The following is a 22,364-nucleotide window of genomic DNA, read 5'->3' on the forward strand; positions in this document are numbered from 1 at the left end:
TGTGGGGTCTCCCCATGCGAGAGTAGGGAACTGCCAGGCATCAATTAGTGAAGAAGCCCATCCTGACGGATGGGCTTTTTTGCGTCTGCGGGAAATGAAAGTGCGGTGAAAATCCCGGGGTCACTGCGTTCGCCCGGGCTACAGACGGTGATAATGTGTACGGATAACGCACAAATCGTAGCCCGGACGAGGCGTTCTACGCCGACTCCGGGGCCAGGCACACTACCGGATGCATATCCACTCCTCTCGTTTCGCCCTTCAAACGACCCTCACCACTGAAGTTACTCCTAAATCGTGATCTTGCTAATGAAAAACGTGACGTTGGTCACTAATTTAAATATAACAATTATATAACATTTCATTTACTAAAATATCTGCCTGCGTGACGTGTTACGCCCGGTTAAGGCAGGAGATCGCTTTTGGCAGGAGTTAACAAATGGCTGTAACCAGTGTGACCCCAGAAGGGACGCTTACCGGCAGCGATACTCGCCGTCGTATCATGGCAATTGTCGGGGCATCATCGGGGAATCTCGTTGAATGGTTTGATTTTTATGTCTACTCGTTCTGTTCTCTGTATTTTGCCCACATCTTCTTTCCATCCGGAAATACCACCACCCAACTCCTGCAAACCGCAGGCGTCTTTGCCGCCGGTTTTCTGATGCGCCCTATCGGCGGATGGCTGTTTGGCCGCATCGCCGACCGTCGCGGACGCAAAGTTTCAATGCTTATCTCCGTCTGTATGATGTGCTTTGGCTCGCTGGTGATCGCCTGCCTGCCGGGCTACAGCGTGATTGGCACCTGGGCTCCGGCGTTGCTGCTGCTGGCGCGCTTGTTCCAGGGACTCTCCGTCGGTGGGGAATACGGCACAAGTGCAACCTATATGAGCGAAGTCGCGGTTGAAGGGCGCAAAGGCTTCTATGCGTCATTCCAGTACGTCACCTTAATCGGTGGCCAACTGCTGGCGGTACTGGTTGTTGTTATTCTGCAAAACGTGATGGACAGCGAAAGCCTCCACGCCTGGGGATGGCGTATTCCGTTCGCTATGGGCGCAGTGCTGGCGATTGTTGCGCTGTGGTTGCGCCGTCAACTGGATGAAACATCGCAGAAAGAGACGCGTACGTTAAAAGAGGCGGGCTCCTTCAAAGGATTATGGCGTAATCGTCGAGCCTTTGTGATGGTGTTAGGCTTTACCGCGGCAGGGTCGCTAAGCTTCTATACCTTCACCACCTATATGCAGAAGTATCTGGTGAATACCGCAGGCATGAGCGCAAACCTCGCTAGCGTGATTATGACGGCAGCGCTGTTTGTTTACATGCTGGTGCAGCCGTTCTTTGGCCTGCTGTCGGACAGAGTCGGTCGCCGTACCTCAATGCTCTGCTTTGGTGCGCTGGCGACGCTGTTTACCGTGCCCATTCTCTCGGCTTTGCAAAATGTCACTTCCCCTTACGCCGCGTTTGGTTTGGTGATGTGCGCACTGTTGATTACCAGCTTCTATACCTCTATCAGCGGCATTCTGAAAGCTGAAATGTTCCCGGCACAGGTTCGCGCTCTGGGAGTCGGGCTCTCTTATGCGGTCGCGAATGCGCTGTTTGGTGGTTCAGCTGAGTACGTTGCGCTGTCGCTGAAGTCGTCCGGGATTGAGACGGCCTTCTTCTGGTATGTCACGGTGATGGCGGCGCTGGCGTTCCTGGTATCGCTGAAGCTGCACCGCAAAGGGAAGGGGTTACGCCTTTAGCACGCTAATGCTGCGCCAGCTGCCACACTGCATAGCCGGTTGTGGCGCCGGCGACATCCCACGCAAAATCTTTCCAACTCCAGCCGCTTCCCGCCGGGCGGCTATCCCACAGCTCCTTTGATGCCCCCAGACTGACGGAAAACATAAAGCCAATGGCGGCGCTGCGGTCGCGGCTGATGCCCTGGTGCTGCGCATATTCGTTACCGGCGGCAGAAAGCATGGCGGAGGCAATAAAGTGCTGGGCTTTATCCTGCCCGCTCCAGCTATCGTTTGCCATATGGCTACAGCCGCTTAATACGAGCACGCTACAAAGGACGAGGATGCGGGTCATTATGGCTCCTTGAAAAAAAGCCCCGTCGAAACGGGGCTACAATTTAAAGGATACGGCTGATCAGTCGGTCGATACGAATACGTCGCAGACGGCGAATCAGCTTACGCACCTTAACGGGGTATTCAGCGATGCTTTGCAGATCGCGGAAGTCATTTACCACCGTCGTGTGTTTGCGGATCAGATCCAGCTCTTTCTGGCGCATAGACGCCAGCTGCTTTTTCGGATCGTGGATCAGCACGGCGTTTTCCAGATCCAGTCGCCAGGCGCGCGGGTTAAGGTTGTTGCCGGTCAGCAGGATCCACTCGTTATCCACCCACATCCCTTTCAGGTGATAGGTATTATCCTCGTCTTTCCACAGGCGCACGGTCAGCTGATCGGTATTGATGTAATACTGCAGGCGGCTCAGGAAGCGGCGCAGGTTAATCTCATACAGATAAGGCAGCGCACCGATAATCTTAAACGGCTCGTTTTCTGGAATGTAAAAGTCGTTTGCCGTCTTATCGCCGACGATGATCTCGACCTTTTTCCCATCCCGCAGCAGGCGGATAATATTCCGCACCAGCAGTGCAGGCAGGTTGAAGTATGGCGTGCAGATGGTGAGCTTTTCCTCAGTGCACGGCATCAGGTGGAAAATCGTTTTGTTCAGTACGCTGGTTTTGCCCAGACCAACCAGCGGCGTGACGGTGAGCTCGTCATCGCTAGCGTTACCCTCAAAATGGTAACTGGTATCGCGCAGCTCCTGACGATAAAGACGAATATCGTTTTTGATTTCCGGGCTTTTCGGACGCTCGGTATTATCGAGGCGGTTAACGCCGCGACCTTCAACCAGATTCTCCGACACCCAATTAAACATGATGTCGGCCATCTGCGGGTTACGGATGCACTGATAGCGGTCATAGCGATATTTATCGTGCTGATGCAGATAGACATCGTTGATGCTCGCGCCGCTGTACAGCACGCAGTCATCAATAATGAAGCCCTTAAAGTGCAGCACGCCGAGCGCTTCACGGGTGTTGATAGGCACGCCGTAAACGGGAACCTCTACGCCCGGGTTCTCTTTCGCAGTACGGCAGTACCAGTCCGCATTGGTATTAGACGCGGCAGCACCAATACGCCCACGCTGTGCGCGATGCCAGTCAACCAGCACGCGGACTTCAAGCTCCGGGCGTTGACGCTTGGCTTCGTACAAGGCTTGCAGAATCGTCTTTCCGGCGTCGTCCTGTTCGAGGTACAACGCGACGATGCAAATTCGGCGCGTGGCGCTGGCGATTTTTGCGAGCAGAGCTTCACGGAAATCTGCTGGAGCATAGAAAAACTCAATATCATCAACAGACTGTGAAAGCTTGGGTAGTTGGGCAAGGTGTTGTTGATGTTTATTACGCTTAAATTTTGACAACATCACAGTGCGTTTCTTCTCTGGTTTAGTGAAGGGTCCTCTGTACCTGGCAGACGACGTAAGCGGTCAATGATACCATCTCTGTCGGGTAAGGGCAGCATTTCCAGCAACTTAGTCATCACTCAGCCTTAGGGATAGACCGACGATGCCATCTTCCAGCTGAATATCAACGTCAAAACCGAGCTTTCTCGCGAGCGCTATCATCCCGCGATTATTGGGCATGGTAATGCCGTTCAGGCGCAGTAAACCATGAGCGCGAGTGTAGCCGATAAGCTTATTCAGCAACCTCCCGCCGAGCCCAAGGCCTTTTAGATCGGAACGAACCAGTACGGCAAATTCCGCGTCGATATTATCCGGATCGGAAATCGCGCGGGTCACGCCGAGGATCTCGGTATCGTCGCCAGAGCCGTGAACCGCCACAAAGGCCATTTCTCGATCGTAGTCGATCTGCGTCATGTTGGCTAAATCGTCATGGGTAAATTCGTTAATCTCGCTAAAGTAGCGGTAGTAGAGATCCTCTTTTGTGACCCGGGCGATAAACTGCTGCAATAGCGGCTCATCTTCCGGCAGGATAGGACGAAACAAGCAGCGTTCACCGTTTTTCATGGTGACCCACTCTTCCAGATGCTGAGGATACGGACGAATGGCGAGCCGACTTTCGCTCGAACCACTAAATGGGGCGATATCCAGCGTCACATCCAGCGCGGTAAATTCGTTACCGGAGACCAACAGCGGGTGAATATCGAGACGCTGGATCTCCGGGCAGTCAACAATCAGGTTCGAAACCTGCACCAGGAGCTGACTTAAGCCCGGAATGTCTAACGGGCGGAGCGCGCTGCGGCCGCGGATTTTCTTACTTTTAATGGCCTGAATAACCAGATAGCGCGCTAGCGTCATATTCAGCGGTGGTAGCGCTACGGCGGCCTGATCTTCCGCGCGCCACTCTACGCCACCTTCGCCCAGCATAATCAGCGGGCCAAAAACCGGGTCGTGCTCGACCACCACGCGCAACTCCTGTGCGCCAGCACGGTTAGCCATACTCTGCACCAGCAGGCCGTGAATGCGCGCCTGCGGCCAGGCCATTTTTACGCGGTCCAGGATCGCATCAGCGGCCTGCTGCACCTCGGTGGCGGTACGTAGGTAGAGCATGACGCCCTGAACTTCCGATTTGTGCGGAATGTCTGGCGAACGCAGTTTCAACGCCACCGGATAACCAATTTGCTCGGCGATATGCACCGCCTCGGCGCTGTCTGAGGCAATCCAGGTTGGCAGCGTATTCAGCCCGTAGGCTTCCAGAATCGGACGCACTTCGTGGGTGTCCAGCGCGCTGATGCCGCTGTCTATTGCCTGCTGTAATAGCTCGTGCGCCTGGCTGGTATTGGCCGTCAGGCTATGTGGCAGCGCCGGTGTTTCCCGCAGCTGCTTCTGGTTACGTCGGTATTCCACCATATGCATAAAGGCGGTAATCGTCCCTTCCGGGGTACGGTAGGTTGGAATGCCCGCATCGCTGAACATACGGCGTGCTTCCCGTGAGGAATATTCCCCGCACCAGTTGGTCAACACGCTAATGTAGTTCCCGCGAGGGTGCTTCTTGATAAGGTCAATCAGCGCGGTGGCACTTTCGCTGCCCGGCGCCGTAGCGCTAGGAGAGTGGATCACCATCAGGGCATCCAGGTCCGGGCTATTGAGCAGTATATTCACCGCCGCTAAATAGTGTTCGATGCTGGCATCATCGCGCAGATCCAGCGGGTTATTGGCCTCAACGGTGTCCGGCAAGAGTTGCTGTAATTGTTGGCGCGTATCGTCACTGAGGGTGGCAAGCTTCCCGTTGCGCGCCCAGTGCTCGTCCAGCGCCAGCGCGGCCGGAGCCGCACCGTTGCTGATAATCATCAGACGCTCGCCGCGTAGCGGGCGCATATGGCTGAGGGTTTCAACGGCGGAGAAAAGCTCGTGGGTATCCTGCACGCGCAGCAGACCTGCACGCTGAATGGCCGCATCCCAGGCCGGGTCCATCCCGGAGTTCACGTGCAGCAGACGCTGAGCGGCCGGGCTGCGCCCGCTTTTAATCACCAGAATCGGCTTATTACGTGAAGCACTACGGGCGGCGGATACGAAGCGCCGTGCATCGCTGAGCTGCTCCAGATAGAGCAGAATAGCGCTGGTTTTGCTGTCTCGCGCCAGATAGTCGAGCAGGTCGTCGACATCAATATCCAGACTGTCGCCCAGCGCGATAAAGTAAGAAAACCCCATTTCCCGCTGCTGCGCCCAGTCGAGGATGGTATTGGAAACGGCGGCCGATTGAGAAATAAAGGCCAGCTTGCCTTTGCGAATGGGTACCGGGGAAAAGCTGGCGTTCAGGCCCTGCCAGGGCGCCAGTAGCCCGAGGCTGTTTGGCCCCAGCAGACGCATCTGATAGCGGGCGGCGCAGGCTTTTAGCGCACTGAACTGATCGGGAGTAGAAGAGAGAATAATGCAGGTTTTGCAGCCCTTCTCCCCCAGCGCTTCCAGCAACTCAAGGTTGCGACGAGCGTGAGTACATAGCACCGCGAGATCCGGTGAAAAGGGGAGGCTGTCAATCGTCGGCCAGGCAAGAACGCCAAGCACCGCTTTCCAGGCCGGGGTAACGGGCAGAACGGGGCCAGCAAAGCCGCCGGCCAGTAGATTCTGCATCATCAAAAAACCGGCCCGCTGTGGTTTCATTGAGGCGCCAATCACCGCAATGGATTTTGGCCTCAGAAGTGCTTCCAGCCCACGTTGACTCATAGCCGTCTTCCTTACGCGACAGTAATCTGATGAGTTTAACCGTTTTCCGCTTCGGCTGTTGTGATGTTCCCCTGATGATGAGCTTTTCCTGCAAGGTAGTGCTCACGAAAGCGGGTAAAGTGTCCGCTGAGCGCAGAAGCAGCTCCAGTGTCGTTGGCTAAATCCAGCAGCGCAATGGCGACTTCGGCGGTGCAGTACTGACCTTCGACATGGGCTTCGCGCAGGCTGTAGGCCGATACGCGCGACAGGTCGACGGAGATAAGCGGCAGATTGTCCAGCCACGGGCTTTTACGGAACATTTTCCGCGCTTCTGGCCAGGTTCCGTCTAACATAATAAACAGCGGCGGTTTTCCGGCGGGTGGCGTAGTGAGCACCTGACGGTCTGGGTCTGCGTAGGACGACGGGAAAACCACCATCGGCTGGTAGTCCGGGTTTTTAACCAGCTCGAGCAGCGCCTGCGGCGGCTCGGTACGCGACCATTGAAAAGCCTCGGTTTGCGGCAAAATGTCGGCAATCAAGCGACCGGTATTGCTGGGTTTCATCGGTTCGGTATCGAACATCACCAGGCAAAAACGGCTCTTTGCCGGATGTGGGGCGATGGTGTCGCACAGACAATAGCGTTGCACCAGCAGACAACGCTGGCAGCGGCGAACCCGATTACCACGGGCAAGAAAAGGGCGAGTCGCGCGGGCAAGTCGCTCGGCGCGCAACCGAAGAACGGCGTTATCAATCATGGGAATCGTACGGCAAAAACGCTATTGTCGCAGAGGCGAATACGGGGCACAAGATGTGCCCCGGTGGGATTATGCCTGCAGCGCTTCGTTCAGCCAGCTTTCAAACGGCGCTTTCGGTACCGCGCCGTTGAGCATATCGACAACTTCACCATTTTTGAAAATCATAATGGTCGGGATGCTACGGATGCGGAAACGGGCGCTGAGCTCGCGTTCCGCTTCGGTGTTCACTTTCACAAAGCGAATTTTGCCGCTTTGCTCTTCGGCGACATCTTCGAAGATTGGCGCAAAGTTACGGCATGGGCCGCACCATGGCGCCCAGAAATCAACAACAACGGGAAGATCGTCCTTCAGCAGTTTATCCAGCGTGCTGTCCGTAGCGTTAATTACTTCGCCATCGAACAGGTCTTCACCACAGCGTCCACATTTTGCCGCTTCGTTAATACGCGCTTCTGGAATGCGATTAAGCGCCTGGCAGTGGGCACAAACGGTATTCATAACTCACCTCTGGGTCATCGTGTTGCAGAACGGCAATGTTGCCGGATGTTTCTATAATGTTACACATTATCAACAAGACTGTATTAATCAACAAGGCGTTTTATCCGATGGATATAATAGTCGTGGTCTTTTTTATGAAGTAATGGCTAAGCGCTAACACATCAGGTAATCTGCGCGCTTCGCGCAGCGCAGGTGGAGAAAAACATGAGCGACGAACTGAAAAACAAAAACGGCAAGGTCAAAGTGATGTACGTCCGCAGTGACGATGACTCGGACAAACGCACCCAAAATCCTCGTACTGGTAAAGGCGGAGGCCGTCCTGGCACATCCCGTGCTGGTGCTTCCCGTGCCGAAGGCGGTCGTCGCCCTGCCCGTGATGAGAGAAAGGGTCCTAACAGCGAACGCGGCCGTGAACGTGGCCGTGACCGCGATGTAGAACGCGATCGCGATCGTGGTGAAGGCTCCCCATGGCGTACGGTTTCCCGTGCTCCTGGTGACAACGCACCGGCGAAAGCCGATCACGGCGGGATCAGCGGTAAAAGCTTTATCGATCCAGAAGTCCTGCGTCGCCAGCGCGCAGAAGAGACCCGTGTTTACGGTGAAAACGCCTGTCAGGCGCTGTTCCAGAGCCGCCCGGACGCTATCGTTCGCGCATGGTTCGTACAGAGCGTCACCCCACGCTTTAAAGAAGCGCTGCGCTGGATGGCGGCGAACCGTAAAGCCTATCACGTGGTTGATGAAGAAGAGCTGGCGAAAGCGTCCGGCACTGAGCACCACGGCGGCGTGTGCTTCCTGATCAAAAAGCGTAACGGGACGTCCGTACAGCAGTGGGTTGCGAAAAGCGGTGAAGAAGATTGCGTACTGGCGCTGGAAGATGCAGGTAACCCGCACAACCTCGGCGCGATGATCCGCAGCTGTGCGCACTTCGGTGTGAAAGGTGTGGTACTGCAGGACGCCGCGTTGCTGGAATCCGGTGCCGCTATCCGTACCGCAGAAGGTGGTGCTGAACACGTTGAGCCAATTACCGGCGACGGCTTCATCGACGCGCTGGAGCAGTTCCGCGATGCGGGCTACACCATCGTAACGGCCAGCGGCAACGGCCGTGGCATGCCACTGTTCCAATCCGAGCTGCCTAAGAAGATGGTTCTGGCGCTGGGCCAGGATCGCGATGGCGTTTCCGAAGCGGCTGCCTCTATCGCTGACATGAGCGTTTCTATCGACGGGACGCGTGCCGTTGAAGGCCTGAACGTCTCCGTGGCGACGGGCGTGCTGTTAGCCGAATGGTGGCGCCAGCATAAAGCGTAAGCAAACGCGATGTTGAAAAAAAACCGGAAGAGGCGACTCGACCGGTTTTTTTATATCTACACAGTTCCCCGGCGTCACTGCGTTCGGCCGGGCTACATGTGAACGGTAGCCCGGCCGAGCAACGCGACGCCGGGAAAACCTCCGAACTATTCCGGCAGCACCGGCATCCAGTCAATCGGCGCTTCACCGCGCTGCTGCAACCACTCATTCGCCTTCACAAAATGGTTGCTGCCAAAGAACCCGCGATGCGCGGAGAGCGGCGAGGGGTGCGGTGCTTTCAGCACGCAGTGGCGCTGAGTGTCGATAATGGCGCCTTTTTTCTGCGCGTGCGATCCCCATAATAAGAACACCACGCCTTCGCGATGTTCATTAATCAGCGCGATCACTTTATCGGTAAAGGTTTCCCAGCCGAGGCTGGCGTGCGAGTGCGCCTGTCCTGCGCGAACGGTCAGCACGGTGTTGAGCAGCAGCACGCCCTGGCGTGCCCAGCTCTCAAGATAGCCGTGATTCGGGCGGGTAAAACCGGGGATGGTTCCTTCAAGCTCTTTATACATATTCAATAGGGAAGGCGGTGTCGCGATTCCTGGTTGCACGGAGAAGGCCAGACCGTGCGCCTGATTAGGGCCGTGATACGGGTCCTGTCCGAGGATCACCACCTTCACATCGTTTAGCTCGGTAAAGCGAAAGGCGTTAAAAACATCTTTTTGCGGCGGATAGATAGTCTGGCCGGACTGACGCTCGCTGGCGACGGTGGCAAGGGTGTTCACAAAATAAGGCTGCGCTTTTTCAGCGGCCAGCACGTCGTGCCAGGTTAAAGGGGTGGTCATCTCACTCTCCTGCGAATTGCTATCGGTATAGCTTAACTGCTTCTTTCGACATCACAAAATCGGAAGGCAGCGCTTGCTGCTGGTGGGCTAAAAAAAGTTGAATATTTACAAAGATTTTTGCGCGTGCCGCAGGACGTAACTTGATGCAAAACAAGTATTTTCCCGTATGACCTTTTTTATGGTGTGGTTTTTGTTGATTTAAATCAAAGAATCAGGGGTGTTTGAGGGGTATATATACACTCAAGCAACAATGGTTTTACCAATTGGCCGCGGTCAGGCCGGTTAAAAACGAATATAAAGAGCCTTAGGGAGGCATCAAATGATTACAGGTATCCAAATCACTAAAGCTGCAAACAACGACCTGCTGAACTCATTCTGGCTGCTCGACAGCGAGAAAGGCGAAGCACGCTGCCTGTGTGCAAAAGGCGGTTACGCAGAAGATGACGTTGTTGCCGTCAGCGCGCTGGGCGACATCGAATACCGTGAAATCCCGGTTGAAGCGAAACCAGAAGTCCGCGTTGAAGGCGGCCAGCACCTGAACGTGAACGTGCTGCGTCGTGAAACCCTGATGGACGCGGTTGAGCATCCAGAAAAATACCCACAGCTGACCATTCGTGTGTCTGGTTATGCCGTGCGCTTTAACTCGCTGACCCCAGAACAGCAGCGCGACGTTATTGCGCGTACTTTTACTGAGAGCCTGTAATTTCTCAGGGGTGGGAAAGTGGCGTGTCGGGCTAGCCCGACATCAGTAGATGAATCCCCCCGCAGGGTGCCTGCGGGGGGATTTTTTTTATTTTGCTTCTTCGCGTCCTACCAGAACGGTAGTGAGCGTAAAGGAGAGGATCAGTGCGATGACCACGCCAAAGAAGGTCATAAACACGGAAGCAAGAGCGCTAGTGATAGATGAAGCGCTGGCGCTGCAGCACCCGGCAATGTACCGTCGGCACGAGTGGGCGCAGAGCCATAAATCAGCCCTGCGACTGCCGGTAGGTTTTGCTGAGGAGATCCTGAGTCACAAACTCTTTTTTCTTTATGGTCAGCTTCCGTTACCTTCCAATATGAAAACGCCGGGAGGTTATCCCGGCGTTTGCTTTACTCTTCGTTAGTCTGCTCTGGCGCAGCGCTGCCGCTTGGTTTACGGCGTTTGCCAACGTTCTTGGCATCGCGGTGACGGACCTTCACACGCGGTTTTTCTTTGTCTTTCTCTTTCTTCTTCTCGGCGCGTTTAGCGAGCACTTTCTTCGACGGTTTGCCGGTCATTTTTTCGCTAGGTGCGCGCGTCGTCGGACGCAGTTCGTCAATGACGCGAGATTTCAGCGGCTCTTCGACATAGCGGCCGATTTTCAGCAGCAGCAGGTGATCGTGCGTTTCCACCAGAGAAATCGCCGTCCCTTTACGACCGGCACGGCCGGTACGGCCGATACGGTGCAGGTAGGTATCTGCGCCGCGCGGCATATCGAAGTTGATGACGTGGCTGACGTCGGGAATATCGATCCCGCGTGCAGCAACGTCGGTTGCAACCAGCACGTTGACGCGGCCGTCGGTCAGACGCTTAATGCCTTCGGTACGCTTAATCTGCGGCATCTCGCCTTCGAGATAGCAGTTGTTGATCCCAGCCTGACGCAGGATTTCCGCCAGCTCGTGCACACGCTCGCGCTTACGCACAAACACGATGGTACGGGTGGCATCTTCCTGCTTCAGCAGGTGTTTCAGCAGCTCAACCTTGTGCTCGAAGTTATCGGCACGATAGTACCACTGATGAATTTTCTTACGCTCGCGGGTCGACGGTGTTGCAGACACTTCTACCGGATCTTCCAGCAGACGCTCGGCAAAGTCTTTAATCGCTTCACCTTCGAGGGTTGCGGAGAACAGCAGCGTCTGTTTACGCCAGCGGGTTTCACCGGCGATATGCTCGATATCCTGGGCGAAGCCCATGTCCAGCATACGGTCTGCTTCGTCGAGGATCAGTGTTTCAACAGCGCGGCAGTCGAAGTTTTCTTCTTTAATGTACTGCAGCAGACGACCGGTCGTCGCCACCACGATATCCTGGTTTTCGCTGAACACTTCGGCGTGGTTCATATACGCAACGCCACCGGTGATGGTCGCGATATCCAGGTGCGTGTTTTTTGCCAGCTCGCGAGCATGATCGGCGACCTGCATCGCCAGTTCACGCGTAGGCGTGAGGATCAGGATGCGCGGCGGGCCAGATTTTTTGCGCGGAAAGTCGAGCAGGTGCTGCAACGCAGGCAGCAAATACGCCGCTGTTTTACCGGTGCCGGTTGGCGCAGAACCGAGAACATCACGTCCATCGAGCGCAGGCGGAATGGCGGCAGCCTGAATGGCAGTCGGGCGTGTAAAGCCTTTATCCTGGAGGGCTTCCAGAAGGCTTTCGTCAAGTTCAAGTTCGGAAAAAGTCGTTACAGTCATGATTACCTCTGTGTGAGGCGCTGATTATAGACGTTACGGCTCTAATCTTCATCTGTTTGTATGGCTATCTGTTCTCGGGTATTGTGCATATCAATAAAAGCTTATGCAGTTCCCCTGGCAAGGTTGACCATGATCTCTGATTCTAAATCCGCGCTGCGCCGCAACGGATTTACCTTTAAGCAGTTTTTTGTCGCTCACGATCGTTGTGCCATGAAGGTCTGTACGGACGGTATTTTGCTGGGTGCCTGGTCACCCATAGCGAGAGTTACCCGGATCCTCGATATTGGCGCTGGCAGCGGTTTACTCGCGCTGATGCTGGCGCAGCGTACCGATGATAGCGTGGCGATCGACGCCGTTGAGCTGGATGAAGACGCCGCGGAGCAGGCGCGTGAAAACGTGGCTGAATCCCCATGGGCGGAACGTATTCAGGTACATACGGCAGATATTCAGCAGTGGGTTGCCGGGCTGACCACGCGCTATAACCTGATTGTCAGCAACCCGCCTTACTATGAGCAGGGGGTGGAGTGCGCAACGCCGCAGCGTGAGCAGGCGCGTTACACCACCTCACTCGACCATGAAGCGCTGTTGGCCTGCGCGGCGAACGCGATTACCGAAGATGGTTTCTTCTGCGTGGTGCTGCCGGAAAATATCGGCCAGACGTTTACCCAACAGGCGTTATCGATGGGCTGGCATTTGCGCCTGCGCACCGATGTGGCGGAAACGGAGATGCGCCTGCCGCATCGAGTATTACTCGCGTTTTCACCGAAGGGCGGCGAGTACTTTAGCGACAGGCTGGTGATCCGCGGGCCAGAGCAGCAGTACTCGGAAGGCTACACTGCGCTGACCCAGGCGTTCTATCTATTTATGTGAACCAGCGGAGAGAGCACCGACGGGCCTGATTCGGCTAACAGCTCCGGGTAGTCCAGCGTGTAGTGTAGGCCACGGCTCTCTTTGCGCATCATCGCGCAGCGCACGATAAGCTCGGCTACCTGCACCAGGTTACGCAGCTCCAGCAGGTTGTTCGACACGCGGAAGCGGGAATAGTACTCGTCCAATTCCTGCTGCAGCATGGTGATACGGCGCAGCGCGCGCTCCAGCCGTTTGGTGGTGCGCACAATGCCGACGTAGTCCCACATAAAGAGGCGCAGTTCGTGCCAGTTATGCTGAATCACCACCAGTTCGTCGGAGTTTTCCACGCGGCTCTCATCCCACGCGGGCAGTTTTTCGGCCTGACGCGCATACGGCATGCGCTTATGAATATCTTCCGCCGCTGACCAGCCGTATACCAGGCACTCCAGCAGCGAGTTGGATGCCATGCGGTTGGCACCGTGCAGCCCGGTATAGCTCACTTCGCCGATGGCATAGAGCCCATCAACGTCGGTGCGACCGTAGTCGTCAACCATCACGCCGCCGCAGGTATAGTGCGCCGCTGGCACAATCGGCACTGGCTCTTGGGTCAGGTCGATCCCCAGGCCCAGTAACTTGTCATAAATCATCGGGAAGTGCTGGCGTACAAAATCTTCCGGTTTATGGCTGATGTCGAGATACATGCAGTCAACGCCGAGGCGCTTCATCTCATGGTCGATGGCGCGTGCGACGATATCACGCGGTGCCAGCTCGGCACGTTCGTCAAAGTCCAGCATAAATCGGCTACCGTCCGGGCGCTTCAGGTGTGCGCCTTCACCGCGTAACGCTTCGGTCAGCAGGAAGTTACGCGCCTGCGGATGGTACAGCGCGGTAGGGTGGAACTGATTGAACTCGAGGTTCGCTACGCGGCAGCCCGCGCGCCATGCCATGGCGATACCGTCTCCAGAGGAGATATCCGGATTGGTGGTGTACTGATACACCTTCGAAGCGCCACCGGTCGCCAGCACAACCGATTTCGCCGCGCAGGTTTCAACCTTCTCTTTATTACGATCCCAAATCCAGGCGCCAACCACACGGCGGGTGCCAGGCAGGCCAACTTTATCTGAGATGATTAAGTCAACGGCGTTGCTGCGTTCCAGAATGCGGATGTTGGGGTGGTTAATGGCTTTGCTGACCAGGGTGTTTTCGACTTCGCGCCCGGTAGCATCGGCAGCATGCAGAATACGGCGATGGCTGTGCCCGCCTTCGCGTGTCAGATGATAACTTTCTTCCCCGTTTGCCTGTACCTGGGTGTCAAACAGCACGCCCTGATCGATAAGCCACTGCACGCAGTGTTTGGCATTGCTGGCAACAAACGACACGGCCTGGCGATCGCAAATGCCGGCACCGGCAATCAACGTATCATCGATATGCGATTCAATGCTGTCGGTCTCATCGAAGACGGCGGCAATACCACCCTGGGCATAGAAGGTAGAACCTTCGCTAATCGGCCCTTTGCTCAGCACGATAACCGAACTGTGCTCTGCCAGACGGAGCGCCAACGACAGACCCGCTGCGCCGCTACCGATAATCAGTACATCACAAGAAAGTTCTGGAAGTGAGTTCATCATCTTTGTTTAATTTACTAAACACGGTAAGCGGAGAGTAGCACTATAAAAGCGACATGGGCAGGGTTTTTTTGCGCTATGGTTGTAATGACTAAACATTTGATGGGGAAAAGGAGGGGGTGGGAGAATGAAAAATAAGAGGAACGCTATGAGTTTTAAGACGTATTTATGATGAAATAAAAGCCGGGTTACGTTACTCTGCTCGGGATTTGCGTTTTTATTTCGCAACTTACGTATTGGTAGGCATCAGCAGACTTATAATGATAGACAATGAACGGTCTGAGCTAAACAAAAAACAAAGCGTAACGGAACTTTACGAAATTCGAACACTCTAAGTCTCTGCTTGCTCATAATGCAGTGGTGGAGTGGCATTCTGATTACGCATGGGAATAAGGTTTGGGGAGACATTACCTCGGATGAGCGAGCAGTTAACGGACCAGGTCCTGGTTGAACGGGTCCAGAAAGGAGATCAGAAAGCTTTTAACCTACTGGTAGTGCGCTATCAGCATAAGGTTGCGAGCCTGGTTTCCCGCTATGTGCCCTCTGGCGACGTGCCGGATGTGGTGCAAGAGTCTTTTATTAAGGCCTATCGCGCGCTGGATTCTTTCCGGGGAGATAGTGCTTTCTATACGTGGCTGTACCGCATTGCGGTCAACACGGCTAAAAATTATCTGGTTGCTCAGGGGCGTCGCCCGCCGTCCAGTGATGTTGACGCGAACGATGCCGAAAACTTTGAAAGCGGTGGCGCTTTGAAAGAAATTTCGAACCCTGAGAACTTAATGTTGTCAGAAGAACTGAGACAGATAGTTTTTCGTACCATTGATGCGCTTCCGGAAGATTTACGCATGGCAATTACCTTGCGGGAGCTCGATGGCCTAAGCTATGAAGAGATAGCGGCCATCATGGATTGTCCGGTTGGTACGGTACGTTCACGTATCTTCCGTGCGCGAGAAGCTATCGATAATAAAGTTCAACCGCTTATCAGGCGTTGATGGAAGCGGGATACTGGAAAAGGTATTAGGCATGCAGAAAGAACAACTTTCCGCCTTAATGGATGGTGAAACGCTGGATAACGAGCTGCTGACAGAGTTGACGCGCTCGGCAGAGTTACAGGAAACCTGGTCAAGCTATCACCTTATCCGCGATTCGCTTCGCGGCGACACGGGTGACGTGCTTCACTTCGACATTTCCTCTCGCGTAATGGCCGCCATCGAAAATGAGCCGGTTCGTCTTAAGACAGCGCCGCTTATTCCTGAAGCCCAGCCAGCACCGCATCAATGGCAGAAGATGCCATTCTGGAGCAAGGTTCGTCCATGGGCCAGTTCGCTTACCCAGATGGGCGTGGCAGCTTGCGTATCGCTTGCTGTTATTGTCGGCGTTCAGCACTATAATGGGCAACCGGAATCCTCCCAACCTGAATCACCGGTATTCAATACGCTGCCGATGATGGGTAAAGCCAGTCCGGTCAGCCTGGGGGTTCCTTCGGACGCGTCGGCAGGCAGCACCGGGCCGCAACAGGTTCAGGAACAGCGCCGTCGCATTAACGCTATGCTGCAGGACTACGAATTGCAGCGTCGCTTGCATTCAGAACAGCTTCAGTTTGAGCAGGCACAAACCCAGCAAGCGGCTGTTCAAGTGCCAGGCTATCAAACTCTAGGAACGCAATCGCAGTAATGAAGCAACTTTGGTGTGCCATGTCCCTTGTGGCTGGTAGCCTGTTCTTCACCGCCAACGCCTCGGCTGATGTATCGTCCGGGGCGTTGTTGCAGGAGATGAATCTGGCCAGCCAGTCACTCAACTACGAGCTGTCGTTCGTCAGCATTAATAAATCAGGCGTTGAATCACTGCGCTATCGTCACGTGCGCCTTAACGGGCAACCGCTGGCGGAACTGCTGCAGATGGACGGCCCACGCCGCGAAGTGGTCCAGCGCGGCAGTGAAATCAGCTACTTTGAGCCGGGGCTCGATCCCTTCACGCTGAACGGCGACTACATCGTCGACTCGCTGCCTTCCCTGGTTTATACCGATTTCAAACGCCTTGCGCCTTACTATGACTTTATCTCCGTAGGCCGTACGCGTATTGCCGACCGCATGTGCGATGTGATTCGCGTCGTGGCGCGTGACGGTACGCGCTATAGCTATATCGTGTGGATGGACTCTGAAAGCAAGCTGCCAATGCGCGTAGACCTCCTCGACCGTGACGGTGAGACCCTCGAGCAATTCCGGGTAGTTTCGTTCTCCACGGGCGACCAGGTCAGCACCAGCATGCAGGGGCTGGCGAAAGCCAACCTGCCGCCGCAGCTCTCCTTGCCAACGGGCACCAGCGCTACCTTTAACTGGTCAGCAAGCTGGTTGCCGCAGGGCTTTAAAGAGGTCTCTAGCAGCCGCCGTACGCTGCCAAGCGTCGATAGTCCGGTTGAATCCCGTCTCTATTCCGACGGCCTGTTTAGCTTCTCCGTGAACATCAGCCGCGCGACGGCCAACAGCAGTGAGCAGATGCTGCGCACCGGTCGCCGTACGGTCACCACGACCATCCGTAACCAGGCCGACATCACGATTGTTGGTGAACTTCCGCCGCCAACGGCGAAGCGGGTTGCTGACGGTATTCAATTCAAGGGTGCGCAATGATTAAAGAGTGGGCTACCGTTATCGCCTGGCATAACGGCGTTGCGCAGGTTAGCTGCGACGTAAAAGCCTCCTGCAATAGCTGCGCATCACGTGCGGGCTGTGGTAGCCGCGTGCTGAACAAGCTGGGGCCGCAGACGACCCACACGATTTCCGTGCCTAGTGCTGAGCCACTGGTTGCCGGGCAAAAGGTCGAACTGGGGATCACCGAAGGCAGTCTGCTTGGCTCAGCGATGCTGGTCTACATGTCACCGCTGCTGGGGCTGTTTGTGGTCGCGGCGCTGTTTCAGGTGCTGTTCGGCACCGACATTGCGGCGCTGTGCGGCGCAGTGCTCGGCGGCGTGGGCGGGTTCTTGATTGCCAAAGGCCTCTCGCCTCGGCTCGCCGCGAAAGAAACCTGGCAGCCCATCATCATCAGCGTGGGGCTTCCGCCCGACCTGATTCGCACCGCATCCTCAACCGAAATGAGCCAGTGATTACGCTGGCTTTATTATTTTTGGAACGCTTCTCGCAGGAAGCGCTATGCTTGCGGGAAGAGCATTTCCTGGTTACGCGGTTGTAGTGTAGAATGCGGCGTTTTCGAACGACAATAATGTCAGGCTCCGTACCGCGGCCTCAAAGTATCCGTAAGGCATAAATATTTTAATATATGAAGAATATACGTAACTTCTCCATCATTGCACATATCGACCACGGTAAATCGACGCTGTCTGACCGCATTATTCAGATTTGTGGTGGCCTTTCCGACCGCGAAATGGAAGCCCAGGTTCTGGATTCAATGGATCTGGAACGCGAACGTGGTATTACCATCAAAGCGCAGAGCGTGACGCTGGACTTTAAATCAGCCAACGGGGAAACCTATCAGCTGAACTTTATCGACACCCCAGGCCACGTCGACTTTTCTTATGAAGTTTCCCGTTCTCTCGCGGCCTGTGAAGGCGCACTGCTGGTGGTTGACGCCGGGCAGGGCGTAGAAGCGCAGACGCTGGCGAACTGCTATACCGCCATGGAAATGGATCTGGAAGTGGTGCCGGTTCTGAATAAAATTGACCTGCCAGCCGCAGACCCAGAGCGCGTAGCGGAAGAGATTGAAGATATCGTCGGCATCGATGCCACCGACGCGGTACGCTGCTCGGCGAAAACCGGCGTGGGCGTGACCGACGTGTTGGAACGTCTGGTGCGCGACATTCCGCCGCCGGAAGGCGATCCGGAAGGCCCGCTGCAGGCGCTGATTATCGACTCCTGGTTCGATAACTACCTGGGCGTGGTCTCGCTGGTGCGTATTAAAAACGGCACCATGCGTAAGGGCGACAAAATTAAGGTGATGAGTACCGGTCAGGTCTACAACGCCGACCGTCTGGGCATCTTCACGCCGAAACAGGTTGACCGTACCGAGCTGAAATGCGGCGAGGTAGGCTGGCTGGTTTGCGCCATTAAAGACATCCTCGGCGCACCGGTGGGCGATACCCTGACCCAGTCCCGTAACCCGGCTGACAAACCGCTGCCAGGCTTTAAAAAGGTAAAACCTCAGGTTTATGCGGGTCTGTTCCCGGTAAGCTCTGATGACTACGAAAACTTCCGTGATGCGCTCGGCAAGCTGAGCCTGAACGATGCTTCCCTGTTCTATGAGCCAGAAAGCTCTACGGCGCTGGGCTTCGGCTTCCGCTGCGGCTTCCTCGGCCTGCTGCACATGGAGATCATTCAGGAGCGTCTGGAACGTGAATACGATCTGGATCTGATCACCACCGCGCCAACCGTAGTGTATGAAGTGGAAACCACGGCAAAAGAGACTATCTACGTTGATAGCCCGTCCAAGCTGCCGCCGCTGAACAACATCTACGAACTGCGTGAGCCAATCGCGGAATGTCACATGCTGCTGCCGCAGGCTTATCTCGGCAACGTGATCACCCTGTGTATCGAGAAGCGTGGCGTACAGACCAACATGGTTTACCACGGTAACCAGGTGGCACTGACCTATGAAATCCCGATGGCGGAAGTGGTGCTCGACTTCTTCGACCGTCTGAAGTCGACCTCCCGCGGCTATGCGTCGCTGGACTACAACTTCAAACGTTTCCAGGCCTCTGACATGGTTCGCGTTGATGTCCTCATCAACAACGAACGCGTCGATGCTCTGGCGCTGATTACGCACCGCGATAACTCGCAGAGCCGTGGCCGTGAACTGGTTGAGAAGATGAAAGATCTGATCCCTCGTCAGCAGTTTGATATCGCGATTCAGGCGGCTATTGGCACGCACATTATCGCGCGTTCAACCGTCAAGCAGCTGCGTAAAAACGTTCTGGCAAAATGCTACGGCGGCGATATCAGCCGTAAGAAAAAGCTGCTGCAAAAACAGAAAGAGGGTAAAAAGCGAATGAAGCAGATCGGTAACGTCGAGCTGCCGCAGGAAGCCTTCCTCGCCATTCTGCATGTCGGTAAAGACAACAAATAATCTCTAAGGAGTTGGCATGGCGAACATGTTTGCCCTGATTCTGGTGATTGCCACACTGGTCACGGGCCTGTTGTGGTGCGTTGATAAGTTTATCTTCGCGCCCAAGCGGCGGGAACGCCAGGCGGCAGCGCAGGTTGCCACCGGCGAAGCGCTGGATAAAAAGACGCTGAAGAAAGTGGGCCCGAAACCGGGCTGGCTGGAAACCGGCGCGTCGGTCTTCCCGGTGCTCGCCATCGTGCTGATCGTACGTTCATTTATCTATGAACCGTTCCAGATCCCGTCTGGTTCGATGATGCCAACGCTGCTGATCGGCGACTTTATCCTGGTGGAAAAATTCGCCTACGGGATTAAAGATCCGATTTACCAGAAAACGTTAATTGAAACCGGCCATCCGAAACGTGGCGACATTGTGGTGTTTAAATACCCGGAAGACCCGCGTCTTGATTACATCAAGCGTGCCGTGGGTCTGCCAGGGGATAAAGTCACTTACGATCCGATTGCCAAACAGGTGACCATTCAGCCAGGATGCAGCTCTGGTCAGGCGTGCGGTAGCGCGCTGCCGGTCACTTACTCCAACGTTGAACCGAGCGATTTCGTCCAGACCTTCTCCCGCAGCAACGGCGGTGAAGCGACCAGTGGTTTCTTTGAGATGCCGCAGGGTGAAAGCAAAGCCGACGGCGTACGCCTGACGCAGCGCCAGGAGACGCTGGGTGATGTTAATCACCGTATCCTGACCGTACCCATCGCGCAGGATCAGGTCGGCATGTATTACCACCAGTCAGGTTTGCCGCTGGCAACCTGGATCGTCCCACCGGGCCACTACTTCATGATGGGTGACAACCGCGACAACAGCGCGGACAGCCGTTACTGGGGCTTTGTGCCGGAAGCGAACCTGGTCGGTAAAGCTACCGCTATCTGGATGAGCTTCGAAAAACAAGAGGGTCAATGGCCAACCGGCGTGCGCTTAAGCCGCATCGGTGGGATCCATTAATTCTTAGTCTGACTTCACGTGGCGGCTGAATAGCCGCCACGTGAATTATTTCGTGTTTTAATCCATTCAAACTAACGACATCCCTTGTCGTTGCGTATAGAATATCCCCCCGAAGTTTCGGATGTCTCTTATCTGGGACACGGCACACGAAACCGCATTGGTTTCCTTCAGGTCTGTTTCGTGTGCTGCATTTTTGACGCATTTATTTATTTGGTATCGCATGAACCCCATCGTAATTAATCGGCTTCAACGGAAGCTGGGCTACACTTTTGTTCATCAGGAACTGTTGCAACAGGCATTAACGCACCGCAGTGCCAGCAGCAAGCACAACGAGCGCTTAGAATTTCTGGGCGATTCAATTTTAAGCTATGTGATCGCGAATGCGCTCTATCACCGCTTCCCACGCGTGGATGAAGGCGATATGAGCCGTATGCGTGCGACGCTGGTTCGCGGCAATACGCTGGCGGAAATCGCCCGTGAATTTGAGCTGGGTGAATGCCTGCGCTTAGGGCCGGGTGAACTGAAGAGCGGCGGCTTCCGTCGGGAATCTATTCTCGCGGATACGGTTGAAGCGCTGATTGGCGGGGTGTTCCTCGACAGCGATATTCAGAACGTTGAGAAGCTGATCCTCTCCTGGTACCAGACGCGTCTGGATGAAATCAGCCCAGGCGATAAGCAAAAAGATCCGAAAACGCGCCTGCAGGAATATCTGCAGGGTCGTCACCTGCCGCTGCCGTCTTATCTGGTGGTTCAGGTGCGCGGTGAAGCACACGATCAAGAATTTACTATCCACTGCCAGGTTAGCGGCCTGAGTGAACCGGTGGTCGGCACAGGTTCCAGTCGTCGCAAGGCGGAACAGGCTGCCGCCGAACAGGCGTTGAAAAAGCTGGAGCTGGAATGAGCATCGATAAAACTTACTGCGGATTTGTTGCCATCGTCGGTCGTCCGAACGTCGGCAAATCCACGCTGCTGAACGAACTGCTGGGGCAGAAGATCTCCATCACTTCCCGTAAAGCGCAGACTACGCGTCACCGTATCGTCGGTATTCATACCGAAGGCGCGTACCAGGCTATCTACGTTGATACCCCGGGTCTGCACATGGAAGAGAAGCGTGCAATCAACCGCCTGATGAACAAAGCGGCGAGCAGTTCCATCGGTGACGTTGAGCTGATCATTTTCGTGGTTGAAGGCACCCGCTGGACGCCTGACGACGAGATGGTGCTGAACAAACTGCGCGGCGGTAAAGCGCCGGTGATTCTGGCCGTGAACAAAGTGGATAACGTTCAGGAAAAGGCGGATCTGCTGCCACACCTGCAGTTCCTCGGCAGCCAGATGGACTTCCTCGATATCGTACCGATGTCTGCAGAGACCGGTCTGAACGTGGATACCATCGCGAGCATCGTGCGTAAGCACCTGCCTGAGGCGATTCACCACTTCCCGGAAGATTACATCACCGACCGTTCACAGCGCTTTATGGCCTCTGAAATCATCCGTGAAAAACTGATGCGTTTCCTGGGCGCAGAGCTGCCGTACTCGGTCACCGTTGAAATCGAACGCTTCGTCTCTAACGAACGCGGCGGTTATGACGTCAACGGTCTGATTCTGGTTGAGCGTGAAGGGCAGAAGAAGATGGTGATTGGTAACAAAGGTTCCAAGATTAAAACCATCGGTATTGAAGCCCGTAAAGATATGCAGGAGATGTTCGAGGCGCCTGTTCACCTGGAACTGTGGGTGAAAGTGAAATCTGGCTGGGCCGATGACGAGCGCGCACTGCGTAGTCTCGGTTATACCGACGATCTCTGAGAATAACCCC

The 22,364-nt window shown here is 55.2% G+C and carries 21 protein-coding genes; 13 read left to right on the forward strand and 8 right to left on the reverse strand.

Going from position 1 to position 22,364, the window contains the following annotated elements; translation table 11 throughout:
* Positions 1-436 precede the first annotated feature (436 nt).
* Positions 437-1,735, forward strand: coding sequence for an MFS family transporter (locus tag HII27_RS25380; RefSeq protein ID WP_185670071.1), 1,299 nt, complete (start codon positions 437-439; stop codon positions 1,733-1,735).
* Positions 1,736-1,739: 4 nt separating this feature from the next.
* On the opposite strand, the gene HII27_RS25385 is transcribed toward HII27_RS25380, so the two are convergent.
* The 5 genes from HII27_RS25385 to trxC all read right to left on the reverse strand — a co-directional run bounded on the left by HII27_RS25385 (position 1,740) and on the right by trxC (position 7,454).
* A complete protein-coding gene (locus HII27_RS25385; RefSeq protein WP_185670072.1) occupies positions 1,740-2,066 on the reverse strand; it encodes a YfiM family lipoprotein in 327 nt (108 codons plus the stop codon).
* Between the two features lie 43 nt (positions 2,067-2,109).
* Positions 2,110-3,465 carry a CDP-diacylglycerol--serine O-phosphatidyltransferase gene (gene pssA / locus HII27_RS25390; protein ID WP_185670095.1) on the reverse strand — a complete coding sequence of 452 codons (1,356 nt, stop codon included), beginning with the start codon at positions 3,463-3,465 and terminating at the stop codon, positions 2,110-2,112.
* Positions 3,466-3,573: 108 nt separating this feature from the next.
* The gene (locus HII27_RS25395; RefSeq protein ID WP_185670073.1) at positions 3,574-6,225 is read right to left on the reverse strand and encodes a bifunctional acetate--CoA ligase family protein/GNAT family N-acetyltransferase; all 2,652 of its coding nucleotides are present in this window, start codon (positions 6,223-6,225) and stop codon (positions 3,574-3,576) included.
* A 35-nt stretch (positions 6,226-6,260) separates the two neighbouring features.
* A complete protein-coding gene (locus HII27_RS25400; RefSeq protein WP_185670074.1) occupies positions 6,261-6,959 on the reverse strand; it encodes a tRNA-uridine aminocarboxypropyltransferase in 699 nt (232 codons plus the stop codon).
* Positions 6,960-7,028: 69 nt separating this feature from the next.
* Entirely contained in the window at positions 7,029-7,454 is a 426-nt protein-coding gene (trxC, locus tag HII27_RS25405) for a thioredoxin TrxC (protein ID WP_123650357.1), read from the reverse strand.
* Positions 7,455-7,658: 204 nt separating this feature from the next.
* On the opposite strand from trxC, the gene HII27_RS25410 reads away from it, so the two are divergent.
* On the forward strand, positions 7,659-8,759 hold the full coding sequence (locus HII27_RS25410; protein ID WP_185670075.1) for a tRNA/rRNA methyltransferase: 1,101 nt from the start codon (positions 7,659-7,661) through the stop codon (positions 8,757-8,759).
* Between the two features lie 146 nt (positions 8,760-8,905).
* On the opposite strand, the gene ung is transcribed toward HII27_RS25410, so the two are convergent.
* Positions 8,906-9,586 (reverse strand): uracil-DNA glycosylase, encoded by a 681-nt coding sequence (ung, locus tag HII27_RS25415; RefSeq protein WP_185670076.1) that lies wholly within the window; start codon positions 9,584-9,586, stop codon positions 8,906-8,908.
* 319 nt (positions 9,587-9,905) lie between these two features.
* Here ung and grcA point away from each other — a divergent pair, with 319 nt between their 5' ends.
* Positions 9,906-10,289 carry an autonomous glycyl radical cofactor GrcA gene (grcA, locus tag HII27_RS25420; RefSeq protein ID WP_185670077.1) on the forward strand — a complete coding sequence of 128 codons (384 nt, stop codon included), beginning with the start codon at positions 9,906-9,908 and terminating at the stop codon, positions 10,287-10,289.
* A gap of 148 nt (positions 10,290-10,437) precedes the next feature.
* Positions 10,438-10,692 (forward strand): hypothetical protein, encoded by a 255-nt coding sequence (locus HII27_RS25425; RefSeq protein ID WP_185670078.1) that lies wholly within the window; start codon positions 10,438-10,440, stop codon positions 10,690-10,692.
* Here the strand turns inward: HII27_RS25425 and srmB are convergent.
* Positions 10,679-12,013, reverse strand: a complete 1,335-nt coding sequence (gene srmB, locus HII27_RS25430) for an ATP-dependent RNA helicase SrmB (RefSeq protein WP_185670079.1) — start codon at positions 12,011-12,013, stop codon at positions 10,679-10,681. The two genes, HII27_RS25425 and srmB, sit on opposite strands and share 14 nt — an antisense overlap.
* 132 nt (positions 12,014-12,145) lie before the next feature.
* On the opposite strand from srmB, the gene trmN reads away from it, so the two are divergent.
* Positions 12,146-12,883 (forward strand): tRNA(1)(Val) (adenine(37)-N(6))-methyltransferase TrmN, encoded by a 738-nt coding sequence (trmN, locus tag HII27_RS25435; protein ID WP_185670096.1) that lies wholly within the window; start codon positions 12,146-12,148, stop codon positions 12,881-12,883.
* On the opposite strand, the gene nadB is transcribed toward trmN, so the two are convergent.
* On the reverse strand, positions 12,868-14,487 hold the full coding sequence (gene nadB, locus HII27_RS25440) for an L-aspartate oxidase (RefSeq protein ID WP_185670097.1): 1,620 nt from the start codon (positions 14,485-14,487) through the stop codon (positions 12,868-12,870). The genes trmN and nadB overlap by 16 nt on opposite strands.
* A 416-nt stretch (positions 14,488-14,903) precedes the next feature.
* On the opposite strand from nadB, the gene rpoE reads away from it, so the two are divergent.
* The 8 genes from rpoE to era all read left to right on the forward strand — a co-directional run bounded on the left by rpoE (position 14,904) and on the right by era (position 22,354).
* Entirely contained in the window at positions 14,904-15,479 is a 576-nt protein-coding gene (gene rpoE, locus HII27_RS25445; protein ID WP_035893821.1) for an RNA polymerase sigma factor RpoE, read from the forward strand.
* A 31-nt stretch (positions 15,480-15,510) separates the two neighbouring features.
* Positions 15,511-16,161, forward strand: a complete 651-nt coding sequence (gene rseA / locus HII27_RS25450; RefSeq protein ID WP_185670080.1) for an anti-sigma-E factor RseA — start codon at positions 15,511-15,513, stop codon at positions 16,159-16,161.
* Positions 16,161-17,114, forward strand: a complete 954-nt coding sequence (gene rseB / locus HII27_RS25455) for a sigma-E factor regulatory protein RseB (protein ID WP_185670081.1) — start codon at positions 16,161-16,163, stop codon at positions 17,112-17,114. Before rseA ends, rseB begins: the two co-directional genes overlap by 1 nt.
* Complete coding sequence (gene rseC / locus HII27_RS25460; RefSeq protein ID WP_185670082.1) at positions 17,111-17,587, forward strand: SoxR-reducing system protein RseC; 477 nt, start codon at positions 17,111-17,113, stop codon at positions 17,585-17,587. Before rseB ends, rseC begins: the two co-directional genes overlap by 4 nt.
* A 173-nt stretch (positions 17,588-17,760) precedes the next feature.
* Positions 17,761-19,560 (forward strand): translation elongation factor 4, encoded by a 1,800-nt coding sequence (lepA, locus tag HII27_RS25465; protein ID WP_185670083.1) that lies wholly within the window; start codon positions 17,761-17,763, stop codon positions 19,558-19,560.
* Between the two features lie 16 nt (positions 19,561-19,576).
* Entirely contained in the window at positions 19,577-20,551 is a 975-nt protein-coding gene (gene lepB / locus HII27_RS25470; RefSeq protein ID WP_185670084.1) for a signal peptidase I, read from the forward strand.
* A 220-nt stretch (positions 20,552-20,771) separates the two neighbouring features.
* Positions 20,772-21,452, forward strand: a complete 681-nt coding sequence (gene rnc, locus HII27_RS25475) for a ribonuclease III (RefSeq protein ID WP_015963393.1) — start codon at positions 20,772-20,774, stop codon at positions 21,450-21,452.
* Positions 21,449-22,354, forward strand: coding sequence for a GTPase Era (gene era, locus HII27_RS25480; protein ID WP_185670085.1), 906 nt, complete (start codon positions 21,449-21,451; stop codon positions 22,352-22,354). Before rnc ends, era begins: the two co-directional genes overlap by 4 nt.
* The last annotated feature ends 10 nt before the right edge of the window (positions 22,355-22,364 follow it).

This window comes from Kluyvera sichuanensis, from assembly GCF_014218705.1.
GTDB classification, from domain to species: Bacteria; Pseudomonadota; Gammaproteobacteria; order Enterobacterales; family Enterobacteriaceae; genus Kluyvera; species Kluyvera sichuanensis.